The organism is Alkaliphilus sp. B6464 (assembly GCF_018141165.1).
Classification (GTDB): domain Bacteria; phylum Bacillota; class Clostridia; order Peptostreptococcales; family Natronincolaceae; genus Alkaliphilus_B.
The window spans coordinates 2,003,170-2,022,002 of sequence record NZ_CP058557.1 but is presented as its reverse complement, the minus strand read 5'-3'; the positions used below and the strand labels follow the sequence as shown (position 1 = coordinate 2,022,002).

The following is an 18,833-nucleotide window of genomic DNA, read 5'->3' as shown; positions in this document are numbered from 1 at the left end:
ACTTAATATTAAAATCGATCATCTAATATCTCCTACATTTTTTAAAAATAATACTTCACATAATAAAAATAATTGTGTTTATTTTTTAGATCTAGTTTCGATTAATAATAATTTTTTATCAAAACCACCTCTTTCTTCCCTCTTTGCAATCATTATATTTTCTACATCTATACATCTCTTACCAGAATTTTTTGTTATAGCATGTATAACTTCTAGCACATCAGCAATTTCCTCTATTTCTCTACTTTCTATATACTCTTCACTTTCTTCTTTTAACTTATATGCTAAAAAATCTGCAAATTCTTCATCGTTTAGCTCTTTTGTTATTGCCTCTTTTCCATTCTTAGAACAAATTTCTGGAATTTTATCTCTTATAAGTTTGTTATACTTTATTGTCGAATCCTCTGGTTCGTAAATATACTTTTTTACTTTATCTTCGTTAAGCTTGCTACACTCTAAATCATGTTCTGGTCGTTCCTTGAATTCTTTTACTAATTTAACTCTATAGGACATTGCTTTATCCAATGACACCTTTTCTTCATATTCTAATGTTTTATAATCCTTAATTCCTCCTCCAGGTTCAATGCTTTCAATTTTCAGTCCAATACCTTGGAGTAATAAATCCATATCTACTGGAGAATAGCAACGTAATTTCTGTGTTACAGATTTATCTTCTTCACCTTCTAACCACCATGTATCTAACATACAACATTCTTTAGCATCGAAACTATATTTTCTTTTTATCTTACCAAAGTCCATTTCCTGTCCACTAACGGCCGCCCAGTACCATGGTGTGTATATATCAATAAATGCAACACCTTCTGGTTTCAACCAATTATTAATACGATTAAGTAAATGTCTTTGCTCTTTATCAGAACCAATTCCAAATCCATCCCAATAGCATACTACATCGAATTGTTTATCTAGGTTAATTTCATAAAAATCTCCTTCTATAATTTCTATACCGCCAGCCAAATATCTATTAGATAGTTCCTTCATATTTTGGACTGCGTTGGAGGCAAGTTCTATAGCTGTTACATTATAACCACCTTCAGCAGCTGCTACTGCAAATTGTCCGAAGCCTGCTCCTAACTCTAAAATATTCCCTCCATATACTTCACATGCTTCTTTTATAATTTTTACTTGATTCAAGTGGTGTTTAGTTATTTCTAGTGAGGCTTCCCCCATCAATTTCATCATAAAATTATACTGATCTATATAAAAATCTTTTATCCATTCCATTTAAAATCATCTCCATTCATTATCAAGAATTGCGTATAGACAATAATCACGCCGTTTCCCTTTATATAATATTACAAGCTATCCAGCTAGGTATTTTAACTTCATATCTATAACACTTAGTAACCACTCTTCTTCCCCAGGTATTCTCTCTTTAAGTCTTGCAGCTACTACAGGAACCATAAATATCTTCAAATTTAATTTTTGATGTCCTAGTATATTCTCTAATAAAACTCCTTTAATAAACCTTGTTATATTTGATTTACATAAAATCTTATTTTATTAAATAGACATAATAGTACTATTCTTCTTTTTCCTATTAATCCCTTGTAATTTGTTTAAATATTTGTATATTTAATATAACTTCTCAAAATAAAAAACACCTGAATAGTTGAAAGTGTATAAATTCACTTTCTAACTATACAGATGTTTTTATTATCGAATAACGACCTTATTTAATAGGGAAGATATAGCTTCCTCGATCTCTTTTAGCTCCTCAGCTTTATATGATGTAAATCTATTTTTCCCTGCTAAAACTGTTTCTCCATCCCTAAAGTTTTGCAGCACATATGTTTTACAGCCTTTAAGTTCTTTAGCTATTGTTTCAATATCTTCTATGCTAAGTAGCTCTTTGCATATTGTAGTTCTAAACTCATAATCAACTTTATTTTTCAATAAAATATTTATGCTCTCTTGTATGTCATTTAAATCCACAAAAGATTTAACAATAGATGGATATTTAATCAAGGGTGCCTTTATATCCATGGCAACATAATCTATTAGTTTTTTATCTATTAAATTTCTTAATATGGTAGGATTTGTACCATTAGTATCTAATTTTATAATAAAACCTTCTTCTTTAACTCTACAAATAAAATCATATAAGTCTTTTTGAAGTGTTGGCTCTCCTCCAGAAATACATAAGGTATCTATAAACTTCTTTCTCTTCTTTAAAAAATCAATTATCTCCTCTTCATCTATCTTATCTCCTGTATTATTTACAATAGAGCTATTATGACAGTAAGGGCACCTAAAGTTACACCCTCCTGTAAATAGTACAGTACAAATATTATTCGGATAGTCTATAAAGGAAGACTTTTCTATTCCTATAATATTCATTTTATATCTATCCTACATTTATATTCTCTTCTACCATAACTTCTAAGGTTTCTAAACTGCTAGCTGCCTCAAACTCAGTACGATCTTTGTACTCCTCCTGCTTACCCTTGTTCCATGCTTGAACAGGTCTATGGAAACCAACTACCCTAGTCCAAACTTCTGCATCTCTTCCACACTCTGGACACTCAAAATGCTCTCCAGATAAATATCCATGATCAGAACATATTGAAAATGTAGGACTAACAGTAAAGTATGGAATACTACTTCTTTCCATTACCTTTTTGATTAGCATTTTACAAGTTTCCACATCTTTAATTTCTTCACCTATAAATCCGTGAAATACTGTTCCACCGGTATATAGGGACTGTAATTTTTCTTGCAATTCTACAGCTTCAAAAACATCTTTTGTATAATTAACAGGAAGCTGTGTGGAGTTTGTATAATAAGGCTCATTTTCACCTTGAGTATATATCTTCGGATACATTTTTTTATCTATTCTGGCAAATCTATATGCTGCACCTTCAGCCGGGGATGCTTCAAGGTTCCATAGGCTTCCAGTTTCCTCTTGAAATATTTGTATAACACGATTCATAAATTCCATTATCTCTACTGCAAACTCATTACCTTCTTCTGTGGTAATGTCAACGCCTAATAAGTTTATACAAGCTTCGTTCATTCCATTTAAACCAATTGTAGAGAAGTGATTTTTGAAATATCCACCTGTTGCATTTTTTACTCCTTCTAAGTAATATCTTGAATAAGGGTATAGTCCTGCATCCATATATTTTTCTAATACATCTCTTTTAGTTTCGCAAATTTCTTTAGATATTTCCATTAATTCTCTAACTCTTTTCTTAAATTCTTCCATAGAGTTAGACAGATAGCCTATTCTACCCATATTTAATGTTACAACATTTATTGAGCCTGTAAGTGGATTTGCTCCAAATAATCCTCCCCCTCTTTTTCTAAGCTCACGATTATCCAGTCTTAGTCTACAGCACATAGATCTAATATCCTCAGGTGACAAATCAGAATTTAAAAAATTAGCAAAGTATGGAGTACCAAACTTTCTTGTCATATCCATAATTGAATTAACTACTTCTGAATTCCATGGAAAATCCTTTGTAATATTAACAGTTGGAATAGGAAAGCTAAAGGCTCTGCCCGCTCCATCTCCTCCCATCATTACCTCGCAGAAGGCAAGATTAAACATATCCATTTCTTTTTGAAATTCTCCATATGTTTTGTCCATTAACTTTCCACCAATCATTACCGGTTGTTTCCTTAACAACTCGTGGGGCGTTATGTCTAATGTAATATTAGTAAATGGTGTTTGAAAACCAACCCTTGTTGGTACGTTTAAATTAAATATAAATCTTTGCATAGATTTTTTTACCTGTTCATAACCTAAGTTATCATAATAAATAAATGGTGCTAAATATGTATCAATACTTGAAACCGCCTGAGCCCCTGCTGCTTCGCCTTGTAATGTATATAATAGATTAACTAACTGACCTAGTGCCGATTCAAAGTGCTTTGGAGGTCTTGATTCTACCTTTCCCTTTGCACCTTTAAAACCTCTATTTAGGAAATCTTCTAAATCCCATCCACAGCAATATGGCGCTAATAATCCAAGATCGTGTATATGTAAATCCCCTTTAATATGGGCATCTCTTAATTCTTTACGATATATTTTATTTAACCAATACTTTTTACTAATGCTTTCAACAATATGATTATTTAAACCTTGTAGAGAAAAACCCATATTGGCATTTTCATTTACTCTCCAGTCTTCTAAGTTTACATAATCTTCTATCATTCTTTCTGCATCCATAAATAGGTTTTTAACTTCCCTTATTTCTTCTTGTTTTTTACGATATAGTATATAAGCCTTTGCTGTTTTAGCATGGCCTTCCTCAATTAATACCTTTTCTACGATATCTTGTATATCCTCTACCGAAGGAACACCTGCACCATAGGTTTCATTAATTATTTCAATTGACACTTTTGATAATTTAGTTGCCTTAACTTCATTAGTTCCCCCTACAGATTTTGCTGCAGCAAATATAGCATCCTTAATTTTGCTACCATCAAAGTCTACAATCTCTCCATTCCTCTTCTGAACCTTAGAAACAGCCATTGTACCCCTCCTATTGCTTCTTTATTTCCTTTTATACTACATATTGTACATCATACAATATTATGACTGTTTTTTGCAATATTCCGTTATCCTCATATTAGATCTAATTCGAAAAATTTCTACTTCATTCTGCACCAACCTTCCTAGATTTCAATTATAAATTTTCTTTTTATAATAAAAAATTAGCATACATATTTTGTAACCGCACGCTGATTTTATATATAAATATTTGACAAAAAAGTTTTATTAGTATTTATTTTTTTATAATCATATTTTCGCTTAAATCTATAGCCCTAGAAAAATAAATAATTAGAAAATAAACTAACATTGCCATCATAATAGAGATTAGAGTAGCTATATTCTCACTTAAAAACTTCAAATATATATATGGATATATAAAGCAAATAGTAATAACCATAAAAGCAGATGCAACTACAGGCTTTAAAATACTATTTTTTATTCCAATTTTAAATTTAATAGATCTTTTTACTTCAATGTAGTTAAGTACCATAACTACTAAATATCCAATAATAGATCCCACAACAGCACCTAGTATATTAATCTTGCTAACTAATAAATAATAACTAACAATAATTTTAATTATAACTCCTATTAGAAGATTTCTTAAAGGTGTGTACACCTTGTTAGTACCTTGCAGAATACTACCTAATATTTGTGCTAATGAAATAAAAATAACATTTAAAGATAGAACCCTTAAAATTTCCCCTCCCGCTTCTCCTTTACCCCATAAAAGATGAATAATTTGTGGAGCTAATATGGAAAGACCAATAGCAGCAGGTAAAGCTATAATTATTGTAATTTTAAGAGCTGATTTTGTCTTCTCCCTAAGCTCATCTAAATTTCTCCTACTATAAGACTCCGCTATTGCAGGAATAATGCTAGCAGCCATAGCTACGCTAAAGGTAAGTGGAACATTCATTAATGTAACAGCCTTTCCTGTTAACTGTCCATAAAGAACAGTAATTCCCTCTACAGTATAGCCCCCTCGTAAAAGCCTAGAAGGTACCATAATAGCGTCTATTAATGTCATTATAGAGCTTAATATACCTCCTATAGAAATAGGTATAGCAAACCATGTAATTTGCTTTACAATGCTCCATGATGAAACTCTAGTATAGTTTTTTTCTTTCTTATCTATTCTATAGCTTTTTTTAAATATAAAGTAGCATATAACAAGCACGATAACTCCTAATATTGATCCAGCTGAAGCGCCAAATGATGCTGCACCTGCTGCATATCCTACTCCCATTGAAATTGTATAATAGGATAATCCAACCCCGATTAAAACCCTTCCTATTTGTTCTACAATTTGCGAAATAGCCGTAGGACCCATTAGCTGCATACCTTGGAAGTATCCTCTAAAAGCAGACATAATAGAAACAAATAATGGAGCTATAGATAATCCTACAATTGAGTAGTAAGCATCTCTAGGCCAATCTAATAAATCTATAATATAATGTGCTCCAAAATATAAAAAAGCTGAAGAAAATAACCCAATTGAAATAAGCATAATAAGAGATACTGTAAATATTTTGTTTGCTCCATATACATCTTCACTAGCCAGCTTTTCTGATATTAACTTAGATACAGCAGCTGGAAACCCAGTAATAGATATAGAAAGCATTACGGTGTAAAGTGGGTAAGGCAAACCAAATAGTCCCATTCCTTCATCACCGATTAATTTCTGTAGTGGAATTTTGAAAAAAACCCCTAGAAACTTTGCCGCAAGTCCTGCAAAAGCAAGAATAAATGCACCTTTAAGCAACTTCTTATTTGACATAAGTTTTCTCCTTCATAACGAAATGTTCTACTTAAATATATTTATAAGATAGAAACAATATGAATTAATTAAAACTAACATTTTAAATTAGGTTACTGTATGCATTTTATATTTTTATAACTAAAGCTAAATGCTATTTATTTAAATGAAGCAGATTTTTAACTATATAAGCAAAAAAGAATAGGTTAACCTATTCTTTTTATTTACAGTATCATGCAATAAATCTAGATCTCTTTATACTCTTTAATAAGTTGAAGATAAATCTAATAACTCAGATACAGTTACAAATCTATATCCTTTATTCTTTAAATGAGGCAAAATTACTTTTAATGCATCCACGGTGTGACTATTACCTTCTATATAATCATGTAACAATATAATATCTCCATTTTCAGTTTTGGTAATTACAGTATTAACAATTTTATCTACACCAGGACTGCTCCAATCCTTTGAGTCTTGATTGCGAGACCATAATATAATTTTACACCCATTTTCATTAGCCACATCTATAGTTTTCTCGTTATAAAATCCATATGGGGGACGAAATACTTTAGGCTTAATTCCTGTAATTAAATAAATTGTATCTTGAGTTTTTTGAAATTCTTCTCTTATCTTTTCTTTAGAAGCTTTTTTTACATCTATATGGGAAAAAGTGTGATTTCCAAGTTCATGTCCCTCTTCTACCTCTCTTTTTACTAAGTCCGGATACAACTTTGCTTGTTTTCCTAATATAAAAAAGGTAGCTTTAGCTTCGTATTCTTTTAATAAATCTAATATTTGCGGTGTAAATTCAGGATGAGGGCCATCATCAAATGTTAAAGCTATAACCTTTTCTTCTCGCGTTCCTTCTGTAATCACCTGTGTGTAGCTGCCCCTAATATCCATAAATACAAAATTATGTTTTGAAAACCTACTATTTTTTATTCCTATCCAACTAATAATTCCTATTATTATAAGAAAAATAGAAATAAAAACAATAAATATTGGTTTCAGCCTTTTCTTCAATTTTCTCTCCTCCTTTAAATCATACAATAGTATTTATGCAAATAGAATATACTGTATGATTGAAAAAGAAGGTTATTTTATATCTCTTATAAATCTTTGCTATCCTGCTTGGTCAACACTCATATTAAAACCATAGTGATATATGCATGTAGTAAAATTGTGGTTCTAGTAATTGTAACCTATTTTTCTTCTTTGTTTTTTTCAATTTGTTCTACTAGCTCTAGTAATTCCATCCATCTTTCCATCTTTAATTCTAACTGCTGTTCTAATGTCTTCTGCTCCTCTAAATATTCCTGAAGTAGTACGAAATCATTAGAAGCTCCATCAATTTTGCTAGCAACATTCTCCAGCTTATTCTCAAGATTTGCTATAATTCCTTCTATTTCATCGTATTCTCTCTGATCTTTATAGGACAATTTTACAGGCCTTGTATTTATATTTTTAATTTCTATCTGTTCCCTCTTTTCATGACTTAATTTTTCTTTATTTTCTAATTCTATATTCAGTTTCCTATTTCTCATATAATCTGAATAGTTGCCTGTATACTCTCTTATTTGACCATTTCCTTCAAATACAAATAATTGCTCCACAGTTCTATCTAAAAAGTACCTATCATGAGAAACTATTATTACAGTTCCTTGAAAATGATCTAGATAGTCTTCTAGTATTGTTAATGTTTGTATGTCTAAATCATTGGTAGGTTCATCTAGTAATAAGACATTGGGCTCTCCTACTAATTTTCTTAGTAAATAAAGACGCCTTCTCTCTCCACCAGATAACTTACCAATAGGTGCCCACTGGGCATTTGGTAAAAATAAAAATCTCTCTAGCATCTGAGAAGCACTAATTTTACTTCCATCTTCAGTTTGTATAAATTCTCCAACCTCTTTTATATAGTCTATTACCCTCATGTTAGTGTCCAGCTCTTCACTTTCCTGATCGTAATAAGCCATTTTTACGGTTTGTCCTACATCTATTTCTCCACTATCTTGAAGTGTTTTACCAGCTATAATATTTAATAGAGTAGATTTTCCAAATCCATTTTTACCTATTATACCAATCCGATCTCCTGGTTTAAAAACATAGTTGAAATCTTTAACAATACTTGTCTTACCATAGCTCTTGCTTATATCTTTTAGTTCTAAAACCTTCTTGCCTAATCTACTCGCTCCAAGTGTAATATCAACTTTATCTTCAGAGGTTTTAAAGCTCTTGTTTTGTAATTCTTCAAATCTATCTATTCTCGCTTTTTGCTTAGTTGTTCTTGCTTTAGCTCCACGCTTTATCCAAGCTAATTCCTTTCTAAATAAAGAAGCATGTTTTCTTTGAAGAGCTAAGTAGTTCTCTTCTCGCTCTGCCTTTTTTTCTAAAAATTGCTCGTAGTTACCTTCATAGCTATAAAGTTTTCCTTCGTCCAGCTCTAAAATATTGTTAACAACACGATTTAAGAAATAACGATCATGAGTTATTAAAAGCAGAGCACCTTTCCACTTAGATAAATACTCCTCTAGCCATTCCACGGTATCGTTATCAATATGGTTTGTTGGCTCATCTAGTATTAGAAGATCTGATGGCTGAATTAGTGCCCTAGCTAGTGCTACTCTTTTTCTTTGTCCGCCAGATAGATTTTCTACGGCCATAGTAAAATTATTAATGCCTAGCTTTATTAAAATTCCCTTAGCACTTGATTCTAGATCCCATGCTCCTTTGCTATCCATCTGTTGACTTAGTCCTGCAAGTTTTTGTTGTAAATTTTTATCTTCTGGATTATCGTTTAATTCCTTTAAAGTTTTTTCATATTGGTATACTAGTTGAAGCAATGGGTTTGCACTATTAAAAACCTGCTCTAGCACTGTAGATCCTATTTCAAAATCTGGGTTCTGTGGTAAATATTCAATAGCTGTCTGACCAGCCACCGTTCTTTTACCACTATCTGGCTCTATTATTCCAGCTATTACTTTTAGGAGTGTAGATTTACCTGTTCCATTTACTCCTATAAGGCCTATTCTTTGTCCCTCATGTATTCCAAATGTAATACTTTCAAAAAGTTTTTTATCAACATAGCTTTTACTAATGTTTTCCACCGTTATTAAGTTCATATAAGTCTCCTTACTGTATTTATATATTCTATATCTATATTGTATTATTTGTTTGTTTTAACTGCAACTATTGTGTACAATATTTATAATGACTATGGTAGCAAACCTCTAGACTTTATACAATGGGTATAAAGATAGCAGATATCTTTATAATATATAGTATAAAAATATATAACACTTTATAAAAGGAGAAATACATGAAAAAATTTGAAGATATTATTTATAGTCTAAAGGATGATTTAATTAAATCTATACAGGCACTCGTAAGTATCAATAGTGTAGAAGATACGCCTAAGGATGGAATGCCTTTTGGAAAAGGAGTAGATGATGCACTTAAATTTACATTATCCTTAGCTAAAGAGTTAGGATTTAAAACTTTTTATGGGGGCGGGTATTATGGATACATAGAAATGGGAGAGGGTAAAGATTTAATAGGTATTTTAGCACACCTAGATATTGTTCCTGTTGTAACCCCTGATAGTTGGACTTATCCGCCATTTAGTGGAGAAATACATAATAACAGACTCTATGGAAGAGGTGCAGTAGATGATAAAGGGCCTTTATTAGCCGCACTTTACGCTATGAAAGCAGTTATGCAAAGTGGTGTTAAACTAAATAAAAGAATTCGTTTAATCCTTGGAACTAATGAAGAAACTCGTTGGGAAGGAATTAAAAGATATCTAACATTAGAGGAAGTACCTTCCTGCGGTTTTACTCCAGATTCCGACTATCCTTTAATAAATGCAGAAAAAGGACTTTTACAGATTAAACTATCTTCCATTGAGAAAAGTACATTTACATTAAAAGGTGGTGTATCTTTCAATAGTGTGCCAGATAGTTGTACATATGAAGGTCTTAATATCCAACAATTAGAAGATAGAGCTAATTTATTAGATTTTAACTTCGAATCCTCTAATAACTTTTTTAAAACTATAGGAAAATCTACACACTCAGCTAAGGCTTTTCAAGGTATCAATGCCATAGGAAGAATGGCTATTTTATTACACAAAGAAAATATTACATCTTCTCTAGTAAGTTTTATGGCGAAGGAAATTGGTGAAGATTGCCATGGAGAAAGAATTTTTGGCATTTTCGAAGATGATGCATCTGGTAAAATAACGATTAATATGGGAAGTGTTTCTATAAATCATAAAAAACAAGAGCTTTTTATAGACATCCGTTACCCTGTAACTAAAGATGAAAAAGAAGTAATTACTCTGCTTAAAAACAAAGCATCTAGTTATGGACTCGATCTTGAAATTATAGATAGTTTACCGTCTTTATATGTTCCCATAGATCATCCTTTAGTTAAAACATTAAGTGAAATTTTTAAAGAGGTTACAGGTTTAGATAGTACACCTATATCAACTGGAGGAGCAACATATGCAAGGGCCTTAAATAATTGCGTTGCATTTGGGCCTCTTTTTCCTGGAAAACCTAAAGTTGCCCATGAAGTCAATGAGTATGTAGATTTAGATGATTTAATAAAAAGTGTACTTATGTATGCCATGGCTATTGAAAGATTAGGTAATGAGGCCACAAGTTAAATAATAAATAGAAATATGCACTGCTCTTAAATTATAGGCAGTGCACATTTTTATATTAATCTTACTCTATAGTTCGAATTTTTTCAAATACCTTTATTAATTCACTATTATGTATAGATAAAATTTCTGTAATTTTATTCTCCATTTCACCAGGCGAGTTAATAAAATCAAAAATGAATAACCAAGTTGGATTGTAGCTATCTTCTACTTCCTCTATTGATACTTGTATGTCGTTAAATGCATCGCCATCGTAATTATCAAATATAGCCTCATATTCCGAGTCCTCTATATCCCCCTCTACAGTTAAATATAGATGTACTTTTAATGTTTCATCTTTAACTGCATAGGCTTTATCTATAAGCTCCATATATTCTTCTATTAAGTAACTCCCCAATAAATTTTCTAATATTCCTGTTTCTTTGTCTTTTTCGTAAAGCGATAACTTTACAGATTCCATCGCCTTATTCCTCCTTAAATGTATTTAATAGTCCCACACCATTCTAAATCTTTTAATCTTTCCTCTATTAATTTTTTACTAAGAGAAACCATTTTAATATCATTACTTGAATTTATTACTTTAATTTTAGTGACTTTACAATTTTCTTCACTAATTGGTGTTAGAGTTCCATTGTTCTCTAATAAGTGCTTAACATGCCTAGCTGTACCAAGATTGCCATCTACTATAGATATATTTTCACCAACTATATTCGCAATTATATCTTTAATAAATACATAATGGGTACAGCCTAAAACTATTGCCCCTATTTCATCTAAGTTATAGGGTAAAAAAACTTTTTTAATATATTCTTCTATTTCACTAGCATACTTACCTTCTTGTTCAATTATTTCTACTAGGCCTGGACAAGGCATTTTAACAACATTCGTAGTATGCTTAAACTTTTCTATTAAATCATTAAACTTTTTTTCCCTAAGTGTTACAGGAGTCGCCATTACCACTATTTTACCATACCTATTTAATTCAATTGCAGGTTTTAAAGCAGGCTCCATCCCAATAACAGGAATATCTAAATTACTTCTTAATTCTTCGATTGCCACACTAGTAGCCGTATTACACGCAACTACTAAAGCTTTTATTTTAAAGTTTAACAAGTAGTCTACCACATTAAAGGATAATTCTTTTATCTCTTCTTTACTTTTAACGCCATAGGGGGCATTACCAGAATCTCCAAAATAAATATATTCTTCATCTGGCAGTTGGTGTACCAAATCTGCTAAAACACTAATACCACCTACTCCAGAATCGAAAACCCCAATAGGTAGATTCGATAACCCTTCTTTCATTATACAACCACCAACCTTTTATTATATACTATAATAATATTGTATTATCATTATATTATAACAAAAAAGATGGGTAGCACCACGATTTTTAACCATCTTTTTATTAAAATATTATATACATTAGCTTGATTTTTTAATCTTTGCTAATAATATTTTTATTTACCTTTAATATATAGCTTATCTATATGTATTTTAGCCAACTCTCCGACTTTCTTAAAAACTCTCAATAATAAATAAAACGGATGATAGGTTTAATAAACTTACCATCCATTTTTACACTTTTTTCTATAATATCTGACCTTGTATACCAATTTTCAGTTTATTCACCGGTATATTCTTATTAGCATTACTTAATGCAATATCTATAGCTCTTACTATACCTTGACAGCAAGGAACTTCCATAAATGCAACTGTAACTGATTTTATTGAATTGCTAGCAATAATCTCTGTTAGTTTCTCAGTATAGTATTGAATATCGTCTAGTTTAGGACAGCCAACAACAACAGCCTTTCCCTTTAATAAATCTAAATGATAGTTTGGGTAAGCAAATGGAACGCAGTCTGCAGTAACAAGCAAATCCGCATCTTCAAAATATGGTGCATTAGGAGAAACTAATTTTAATTGAACTGGCCATTGTCTTAGCTGTGGCTTTATACTTATCTCAATATCTCCACTATCAACCTTTCCTCTCTTTTTTTCTAATATTGGCTCATCAAATTTTAGCATTCTGCTACCAGGGCACCCTCCACCCATTGAACCTTGACCTTGCAAACTAATGCTTTGTTTATTATGTTCGTCTTGGCTCTGAGATTCAATCTTGTCATGTGCAAATGCCTTTGCTTCTCTTTCTACTAATTTTAAAGCATCCATTGGACAATGTGGTAAACATTTACCTAGTCCATCACAATAGCTATCACTAATTAGCTTTGCTTTACCATCAATTACTTTTATTGCCCCTTCGGCACAATTAGATGTACATAGGCCACATCCAACACATCTCTCCTCATTAATTTCAATAATCATACGTGATGTCATATTATTCACTCCTTCTATTTAATCATAAGTTAATTATAATAATAACAACAATAAATGTATGTGATAATTAGCACAAAATATATTACTAATTAAGGTATTTGCCACATAAAGGGCAGTAATTTACATCATCGTCAAGTTCTATATTACAATAGGTACAGTGCTTTATATTTCTAATATTTAGAGCCATCTTCTCTAGTATTTCTATATCTCCTTCTAATGCATCAATTTCATTGATCCAAGGTTCCAGCTCTTCCTTTGTAATATAACTACCTCTTTTTAATTTACTATATACATATTTACCTATTTGTTCATATTTATCTTGTATTTTATCCTGTTTTCTTTGTGCATCTAGACTTAACTTACTAATTTCAACAAACTCTGAGGATTTTTTGCCTAATGACTTTGCTGTTTCAGATAATGTATTGGAAAGCTTTTCTAAAAGGCTCATAGTTTTTCCTCCCCTATTTATACTATATATTACATTTTTATTCAATACTTTAAAAACTGTACCAATAATAAAACAGAAGGTGCCTAATAAGTTTTTAGCGTACCTTCTGTTCTATTATAATATAATTATTAAATTACAAGGGTTCCATCCTTTTGATTTACCATAAGTAGAATCTTCCTTTGGTCTCCTGTATTAGCATCAATATAGACTAAGTAATCATCTTCACCAAACTTTACTTTAAACTCATAGGTTAATACTTCCTTCCCTCCAGCTATGGGAATTATTGCTAGTCTTACACTTTCCTCTGTAACAGCACTAGATAATCTTTCTCTAGCTGCTTCCTCTGATATTTTTGGCTTTTCAATTTCTCTTTTATGGTGGTTTATTAAATATCCTTGGGCCTCAAGTCCAATAATATTACCATTATCTAAGGCCACCTTGACTTTAACTAAATCGCTATACACTAATATCTCGTCTTGCTCGTAAGCAAAGTTAATAACTATTTGACCTTCATATGCTATTGAATATGTTGCTTTCATATTATTATACCCAATCTTCTTCAGAAATTGTTCCGCCTTTTGTATAGCTTCCTCACGACCAATATTGCTTTTACCCTTTAATATTGGATCCATATACCATATTATTTTACCACCAATTTTACTAACGGCTGCAGTAGCCTCATACCCATTAGGTGTATTTTCTTTAGCTATACTTACATAATATCCTTCTATTGGCTGATTTTCGACCTTGCCTGTTACTCTAATGTTATTCTGCCTATGGTTTTCAAAGGCATTTGCTATTATATTAACAGCTTCCTCTTCACTTATTTCATTGCCTGTTAATCTTGGTTTTACATCCTTTAAGTGTTCAGAAAAGGGACCATCATATATAAGCTCAGGATATTCCTGCATCCGTTCCTCAAAATTAATTAAGTTAAAGTCCTTCATTTGATCTTCAACACGATTTAAATCTCTATTACCTTCCCTTCTTAAATCTCCAAAGTTTACTCCACCGGCTACAACTTTTTGTTGGAGTTCTACTAATTGCTGCGATAAATAATTAGCATAATCGTGAAGCTGCACCATTGTATTTAATTCTTCATCGCTTAGAGTAATGCCATCTAGGTTTTTATTCGCCATAGCAGTAGAGTAGTCCCCTAATTGGCTTAAAAACTTTTCAGTATCACGAATAGCTCCATGGTGAAAAGGTAGCTGTGTTAATTTTTCTTGAGCCATATATGACTGTTGTACAGTATCATTTAAAAACTTTGCTATATCTTTGTGTGATGCAGATACTAATGCTTTAGATAAATTTACTTGAGCATTTTCTACATGACCTATTAAGTCATAGAATTGTCTTTGAAAATGTATATCTAAATATGTATGATAATCATTTTTTTCATTATACTGATATACTCCCCAACCTAACACAGCCACTAAAGCTATTACTAATGCAATAGGAAGTGCATATCTTCTCATTCTATCCCTCCTAATAATTTAATTGAACTCTTTATTTTAATAAATAATAACTCGTGAATCTTCTTAATCATGAGCATATACATGCTTACCTATTGTTAGTGTAATCTTTCGGCTCCAAATCCATTTGCTTGTGGCGGTTGCTGGATTCCAGAAATATATAGCTCCTCCTGTAGGATCCCATCCATTTAGTGCATCTCTAGCCGCATTGTATGCCGAATCACTTGGTGTTTCATTTATAGTACCATTTTTTACTGGTTCAAATGCACAGGGCTGGTAAACTACTCCTGCCATTGTATTTGGAAAGGATGGATGCCTTACTCGATTTAATATTACAGCACCAACAGCTACTTGACCCAAATATGGTTCTCCCTTTGCTTCTGCATTAATGGCCCTTGCTAACAAATGTATATCGTCGCTTCTTGAGACACCGTGACTAGCAGGGGTTGTGGTTTTAGTGGTTTTTGAAGGCATACCTAATGCAGTTCTAGTTTGAGAACCTATAACACCATCGGCAGCTAGTCCATTTGCTTTTTGAAACTTTATAACAGCATTATAAGTAGATTGTCCATAAACGCCATCTATACTACCTTCTAAATATCCCCATTGTTTTAATTTTGACTGTGCTAGTCTAACATCTTCTCCACTCGATCCCCAAGCAAGGGTTTGAGCATTACTTGTCTCTAAGTATAAAATGCTAATAAATGATATACTTAATATAACCATTAAAAATATGGCAATGGATTTTTTCATAAGCTTTCCTCCTATTTCATTAATAGTATTATTATTTTTAACTGAAGCCTATAAAATTATCCAACAAATTGTCTGATGCTAGAGCATAAAAAAAGCGATCCAATGATCGCTTTTTAAAGTCCCAACAATAAATGTGCAATATTAAAATATACAATTAATGCTAATGCATCTACAATAGTGGTAATGAGTGGTCCAGCCATAATTGCTGGATCTAACTTTAGTTTTTTAGCTGCAATTGGTAATATCCCACCAATCACCTTTGCCATCACTATAGTAATTAATAAAGTAATTGAAACTGTTAGAGCAATATTTATTGCTACTTTTTCTATAGCTATAACTCTAACAAAATTTACAATTGATAAGGAAGCCCCAACAATTAAACTTACTCGCAGTTCCTTCCAAAATACTTTTAGATAATCTTCTAGTCTTATTTCGCCTAGCGCTAATCCTCTAATAACTAATGTTGAAGATTGAGACCCTGCATTTCCTGCAGAATCCATTAACATAGGTACATAGACCATTAATAATACCGCAGTTTCAAGTATAGATTCATACCTTTTAATAACTCCACCAGTCAATGTTGCTGAAAGCATTAATACCAATAGCCAAACAATCCTTTGTCTTGCTAATGAAAACACTCCTGCATGTAGATATTCCACGTCCGTTGGCTCCATAGCAGCCATTCTTTGAAAGTCTTCCGTAGCCTCTTGGTCAATGACATCCATAATATCATCTATTGTAATTATACCAACCAATCTATCTTCTTTATCTACTACTGGTAATGTAATCAAATCGTATTTTTTAAATAAATTTGCAACTTCTTCTTGATCATCCATAGTATGGGTTACAATGAAATCTTCATTCATAATTTCTTCAATAAGTAGATTTTCATCCAATAGTACTAATTTTCTTAAAGAAACAATACCCTCAAGCTTTCTTTTTTTGTTTAATACATAACAGGTATATATTGTTTCTTTATCTACACCAGTTTTTTTTATGTCTGCAAGTGCTTCTTTTACAGTCATCTCTTTTTTAAGATCAACATATTCAATAGTCATAATGCTTCCTGCAGAATTATCTGGGTAGTTTAAAAATTGATTAATCAACTTTCTTTCTTCTTCTGTAGAAGATGCCAGAATTTTTTTAACTGCATTAGCCGGCATTTCCTCAAGGAAGTCTATTTTATCATCAAAATATAATTCCTCTAATATTTCTTTTAACTGTGTTTCATGTATCGCTGATACAATATCTCTTCTTTGTTGAGAAGTTAAATAGGAAAATACATCTGCTGCTTGGTCCTTTTGTAATAGCCTAAAAAGTATGATAGTATTTTTCTTATCCAACTCGTCGAATATTTCTGCTATATCCACAGGCATAATTTCTGTTAATTCCTCTTTTAATAGCCCAAATTTCTTCTCATGAATAAGTTCTAATATTTTTTCATTCATCCTTACACCTCTCTCTAGAAAGATGGGTCTTTATCCTCTATGATAGAAACTTCATCTTCCTTATTCAATTTTAAATATCCTAGTAAATCGTACCGACAACCCTCGGGACTAGAATCCATTTCTACCACCACCTTTCTAAGAGTATATCCTATAAAATATTTTATAATGTATATAACTTTATATACATTAAAAGTTTATTTTATCCCTTCTCATATTAACATTTAACACAATACCAAGTGCCATCATATTAGTTAACATAAATGTTCCACCATAGCTAACAAATGGTAATGGTTTTCCTGTAACTGGGGCAAGACCTATAGTCATAGCAATATTTAGAAAAATATGAAATGCTAGCATAAATGTAACACCTGTAACTAAATAGGCACCAAAGTCATCCTTTGCTTCTCTTGCAATATTTATACACTTATACAGCATAATTAAATAAAGAAGAATAAGTACCACAACTCCTATAAAACCTAATTCTTCAGCTACTACTGAAAATATAAAATCTGTATGCTTTTCTGGTAAAAATCCAAATTGATTAGATGTGCCATTAAATAATCCTTTACCCCAAAGCTGTCCTGCTCCTACTGCAACTCTGGATTGAAGGGTATGGTACCCGTCACCTAGTGGATCCTGCTCTGGATTTAAAAATATTAAAACACGCTTTCGTTGATATGGACGTAACACTCCAAACCAAGCTAGAGGGGCTGACACTAATCCGACGACACCTGCAATAACTATATATTTATACTTTAATCCTGCAACAAAAATCATTCCAAATACAAATGCTGCAAAAATTAAACTTGTTCCTAAATCTGGTTGCGCCAATATTAATACCATTGGAAATCCAGCAAATAATAATACTTTTAAAAGAACCATAGGTTTATGAAGATCGTTTTTCTTATCATCTAAAAACTTTGCCAAACAAATAATTATACCTAACTTAGCAAAATCTGAAGGTTGAAAACCAAAGCTACCAATTCTAATCCAACGATTTGCTCCCCAAGACTCACTTCCTTGTCCAAATATAAATACGGCTAAAAGCATAGTATTACATGCAATATATATTGGTATATACATTCTTGCAAATGTATTGTAATCTATAAACATAATAACAACAATAGCTACTACGCCTATCAATATCGAAATAACCTGAGTTCTTATATAACGCTCACTTCCTAGGCTATAAGTAGCACTACCAACTACAACCACTCCTATAATACATATTAATAGTACAACTACTATTAATCCAAAATCTATCTTCTTAAATAATCTAGTATCAATTCTCAAGTAATTCCCTCCTTTTTACAGAGAATATGCAACATAAATCATTTCATCCACCACAAAAAACTCTCTAGTAATTAGAGAGTTTTTACTTCTTCTTACATAAATAGTTTACTTGAAATATCATTATCTTTC

Annotated in this window: 15 protein-coding genes; 1 reads left to right on the top strand and 14 read right to left on the bottom strand. The window is 31.6% G+C overall.

All coding sequences use genetic code 11. The features are described 5' to 3' along the window. Window positions 1-78: 78 nt before the first annotated feature. The 6 genes from HYG84_RS09775 to HYG84_RS09750 form a co-directional block, all read right to left on the bottom strand. Complete coding sequence (locus HYG84_RS09775; RefSeq protein WP_212376418.1) at window positions 79-1,242, bottom strand: methyltransferase domain-containing protein; 1,164 nt, start codon at window positions 1,240-1,242, stop codon at window positions 79-81. A 432-nt stretch (window positions 1,243-1,674) separates the two neighbouring features. Continuing rightward, the gene (locus tag HYG84_RS09770; protein ID WP_212376415.1) at window positions 1,675-2,358 is read right to left on the bottom strand and encodes an anaerobic ribonucleoside-triphosphate reductase activating protein; all 684 of its coding nucleotides are present in this window, start codon (window positions 2,356-2,358) and stop codon (window positions 1,675-1,677) included. A gap of 7 nt (window positions 2,359-2,365) precedes the next feature. Continuing rightward, a complete protein-coding gene (locus HYG84_RS09765) occupies window positions 2,366-4,498 on the bottom strand; it encodes a ribonucleoside triphosphate reductase (protein WP_212376412.1) in 2,133 nt (710 codons plus the stop codon). A gap of 253 nt (window positions 4,499-4,751) precedes the next feature. Further along, entirely contained in the window at window positions 4,752-6,299 is a 1,548-nt protein-coding gene (locus HYG84_RS09760) for a putative polysaccharide biosynthesis protein (RefSeq protein ID WP_212376409.1), read from the bottom strand. 243 nt (window positions 6,300-6,542) lie between these two features. After that, window positions 6,543-7,304 carry a polysaccharide deacetylase family protein gene (locus tag HYG84_RS09755; protein WP_212376406.1) on the bottom strand — a complete coding sequence of 254 codons (762 nt, stop codon included), beginning with the start codon at window positions 7,302-7,304 and terminating at the stop codon, window positions 6,543-6,545. Between the two features lie 179 nt (window positions 7,305-7,483). After that, window positions 7,484-9,403: an ABC transporter ATP-binding protein gene (locus HYG84_RS09750; protein WP_212376403.1), complete on the bottom strand. Its 1,920-nt coding sequence runs from the start codon at window positions 9,401-9,403 to the stop codon at window positions 7,484-7,486. A 197-nt stretch (window positions 9,404-9,600) separates the two neighbouring features. Here HYG84_RS09750 and HYG84_RS09745 point away from each other — a divergent pair, with 197 nt between their 5' ends. Continuing rightward, a complete protein-coding gene (locus HYG84_RS09745) occupies window positions 9,601-10,950 on the top strand; it encodes a M20 family metallopeptidase (RefSeq protein ID WP_212376400.1) in 1,350 nt (449 codons plus the stop codon). Window positions 10,951-11,011: 61 nt separating this feature from the next. Here HYG84_RS09745 and HYG84_RS09740 read toward each other — a convergent pair whose 3' ends face one another. The 8 genes from HYG84_RS09740 to rodA all read right to left on the bottom strand — a co-directional run bounded on the left by HYG84_RS09740 (window position 11,012) and on the right by rodA (window position 18,704). Next, window positions 11,012-11,407, bottom strand: coding sequence for a DUF6762 family protein (locus HYG84_RS09740; RefSeq protein WP_212376398.1), 396 nt, complete (start codon window positions 11,405-11,407; stop codon window positions 11,012-11,014). 14 nt (window positions 11,408-11,421) lie between these two features. Further along, window positions 11,422-12,252 carry a glutamate racemase gene (gene murI, locus HYG84_RS09735; RefSeq protein WP_212376395.1) on the bottom strand — a complete coding sequence of 277 codons (831 nt, stop codon included), beginning with the start codon at window positions 12,250-12,252 and terminating at the stop codon, window positions 11,422-11,424. Between the two features lie 285 nt (window positions 12,253-12,537). After that, on the bottom strand, window positions 12,538-13,287 hold the full coding sequence (locus tag HYG84_RS09730; protein WP_212376392.1) for an ATP-binding protein: 750 nt from the start codon (window positions 13,285-13,287) through the stop codon (window positions 12,538-12,540). Between the two features lie 85 nt (window positions 13,288-13,372). Further along, window positions 13,373-13,735, bottom strand: coding sequence for a hypothetical protein (locus HYG84_RS09725; protein WP_212376389.1), 363 nt, complete (start codon window positions 13,733-13,735; stop codon window positions 13,373-13,375). Window positions 13,736-13,863: 128 nt separating this feature from the next. Next, the gene (ypeB, locus tag HYG84_RS09720; RefSeq protein ID WP_212376386.1) at window positions 13,864-15,213 is read right to left on the bottom strand and encodes a germination protein YpeB; all 1,350 of its coding nucleotides are present in this window, start codon (window positions 15,211-15,213) and stop codon (window positions 13,864-13,866) included. 63 nt (window positions 15,214-15,276) lie between these two features. Next, a complete protein-coding gene (sleB, locus tag HYG84_RS09715; protein WP_212376382.1) occupies window positions 15,277-15,963 on the bottom strand; it encodes a spore cortex-lytic enzyme in 687 nt (228 codons plus the stop codon). A gap of 113 nt (window positions 15,964-16,076) precedes the next feature. Further along, entirely contained in the window at window positions 16,077-17,411 is a 1,335-nt protein-coding gene (gene mgtE / locus HYG84_RS09710; protein ID WP_212376379.1) for a magnesium transporter, read from the bottom strand. Between the two features lie 186 nt (window positions 17,412-17,597). Beyond that, window positions 17,598-18,704, bottom strand: coding sequence for a rod shape-determining protein RodA (gene rodA, locus HYG84_RS09705; RefSeq protein WP_212376376.1), 1,107 nt, complete (start codon window positions 18,702-18,704; stop codon window positions 17,598-17,600). Window positions 18,705-18,833 lie beyond the last annotated feature (129 nt).

Bases quoted from the DNA above. Each gene is read 5' to 3' on its own strand.
- HYG84_RS09765 (WP_212376412.1), bottom strand. From the start codon at position 4,498: ATGGCTGTTTCTAAGGTTCAGAAGAGGAATGGAGAGATTGTAGACTTT.
- HYG84_RS09745 (WP_212376400.1), top strand. From the start codon at position 9,601: ATGAAAAAATTTGAAGATATTATTTATAGTCTAAAGGATGATTTAATT.
- ypeB (WP_212376386.1), bottom strand. From the start codon at position 15,213: ATGAGAAGATATGCACTTCCTATTGCATTAGTAATAGCTTTAGTGGCT.
- HYG84_RS09760 (WP_212376409.1), bottom strand. From the start codon at position 6,299: ATGTCAAATAAGAAGTTGCTTAAAGGTGCATTTATTCTTGCTTTTGCA.
- HYG84_RS09725 (WP_212376389.1), bottom strand. From the start codon at position 13,735: ATGAGCCTTTTAGAAAAGCTTTCCAATACATTATCTGAAACAGCAAAG.
- mgtE (WP_212376379.1), bottom strand. From the start codon at position 17,411: ATGAATGAAAAAATATTAGAACTTATTCATGAGAAGAAATTTGGGCTA.
- sleB (WP_212376382.1), bottom strand. From the start codon at position 15,963: ATGAAAAAATCCATTGCCATATTTTTAATGGTTATATTAAGTATATCA.
- HYG84_RS09740 (WP_212376398.1), bottom strand. From the start codon at position 11,407: ATGGAATCTGTAAAGTTATCGCTTTACGAAAAAGACAAAGAAACAGGA.
- HYG84_RS09730 (WP_212376392.1), bottom strand. From the start codon at position 13,287: ATGACATCACGTATGATTATTGAAATTAATGAGGAGAGATGTGTTGGA.
- HYG84_RS09770 (WP_212376415.1), bottom strand. From the start codon at position 2,358: ATGAATATTATAGGAATAGAAAAGTCTTCCTTTATAGACTATCCGAAT.
- HYG84_RS09750 (WP_212376403.1), bottom strand. From the start codon at position 9,403: ATGAACTTAATAACGGTGGAAAACATTAGTAAAAGCTATGTTGATAAA.
- HYG84_RS09775 (WP_212376418.1), bottom strand. From the start codon at position 1,242: ATGGAATGGATAAAAGATTTTTATATAGATCAGTATAATTTTATGATG.
- murI (WP_212376395.1), bottom strand. From the start codon at position 12,252: ATGAAAGAAGGGTTATCGAATCTACCTATTGGGGTTTTCGATTCTGGA.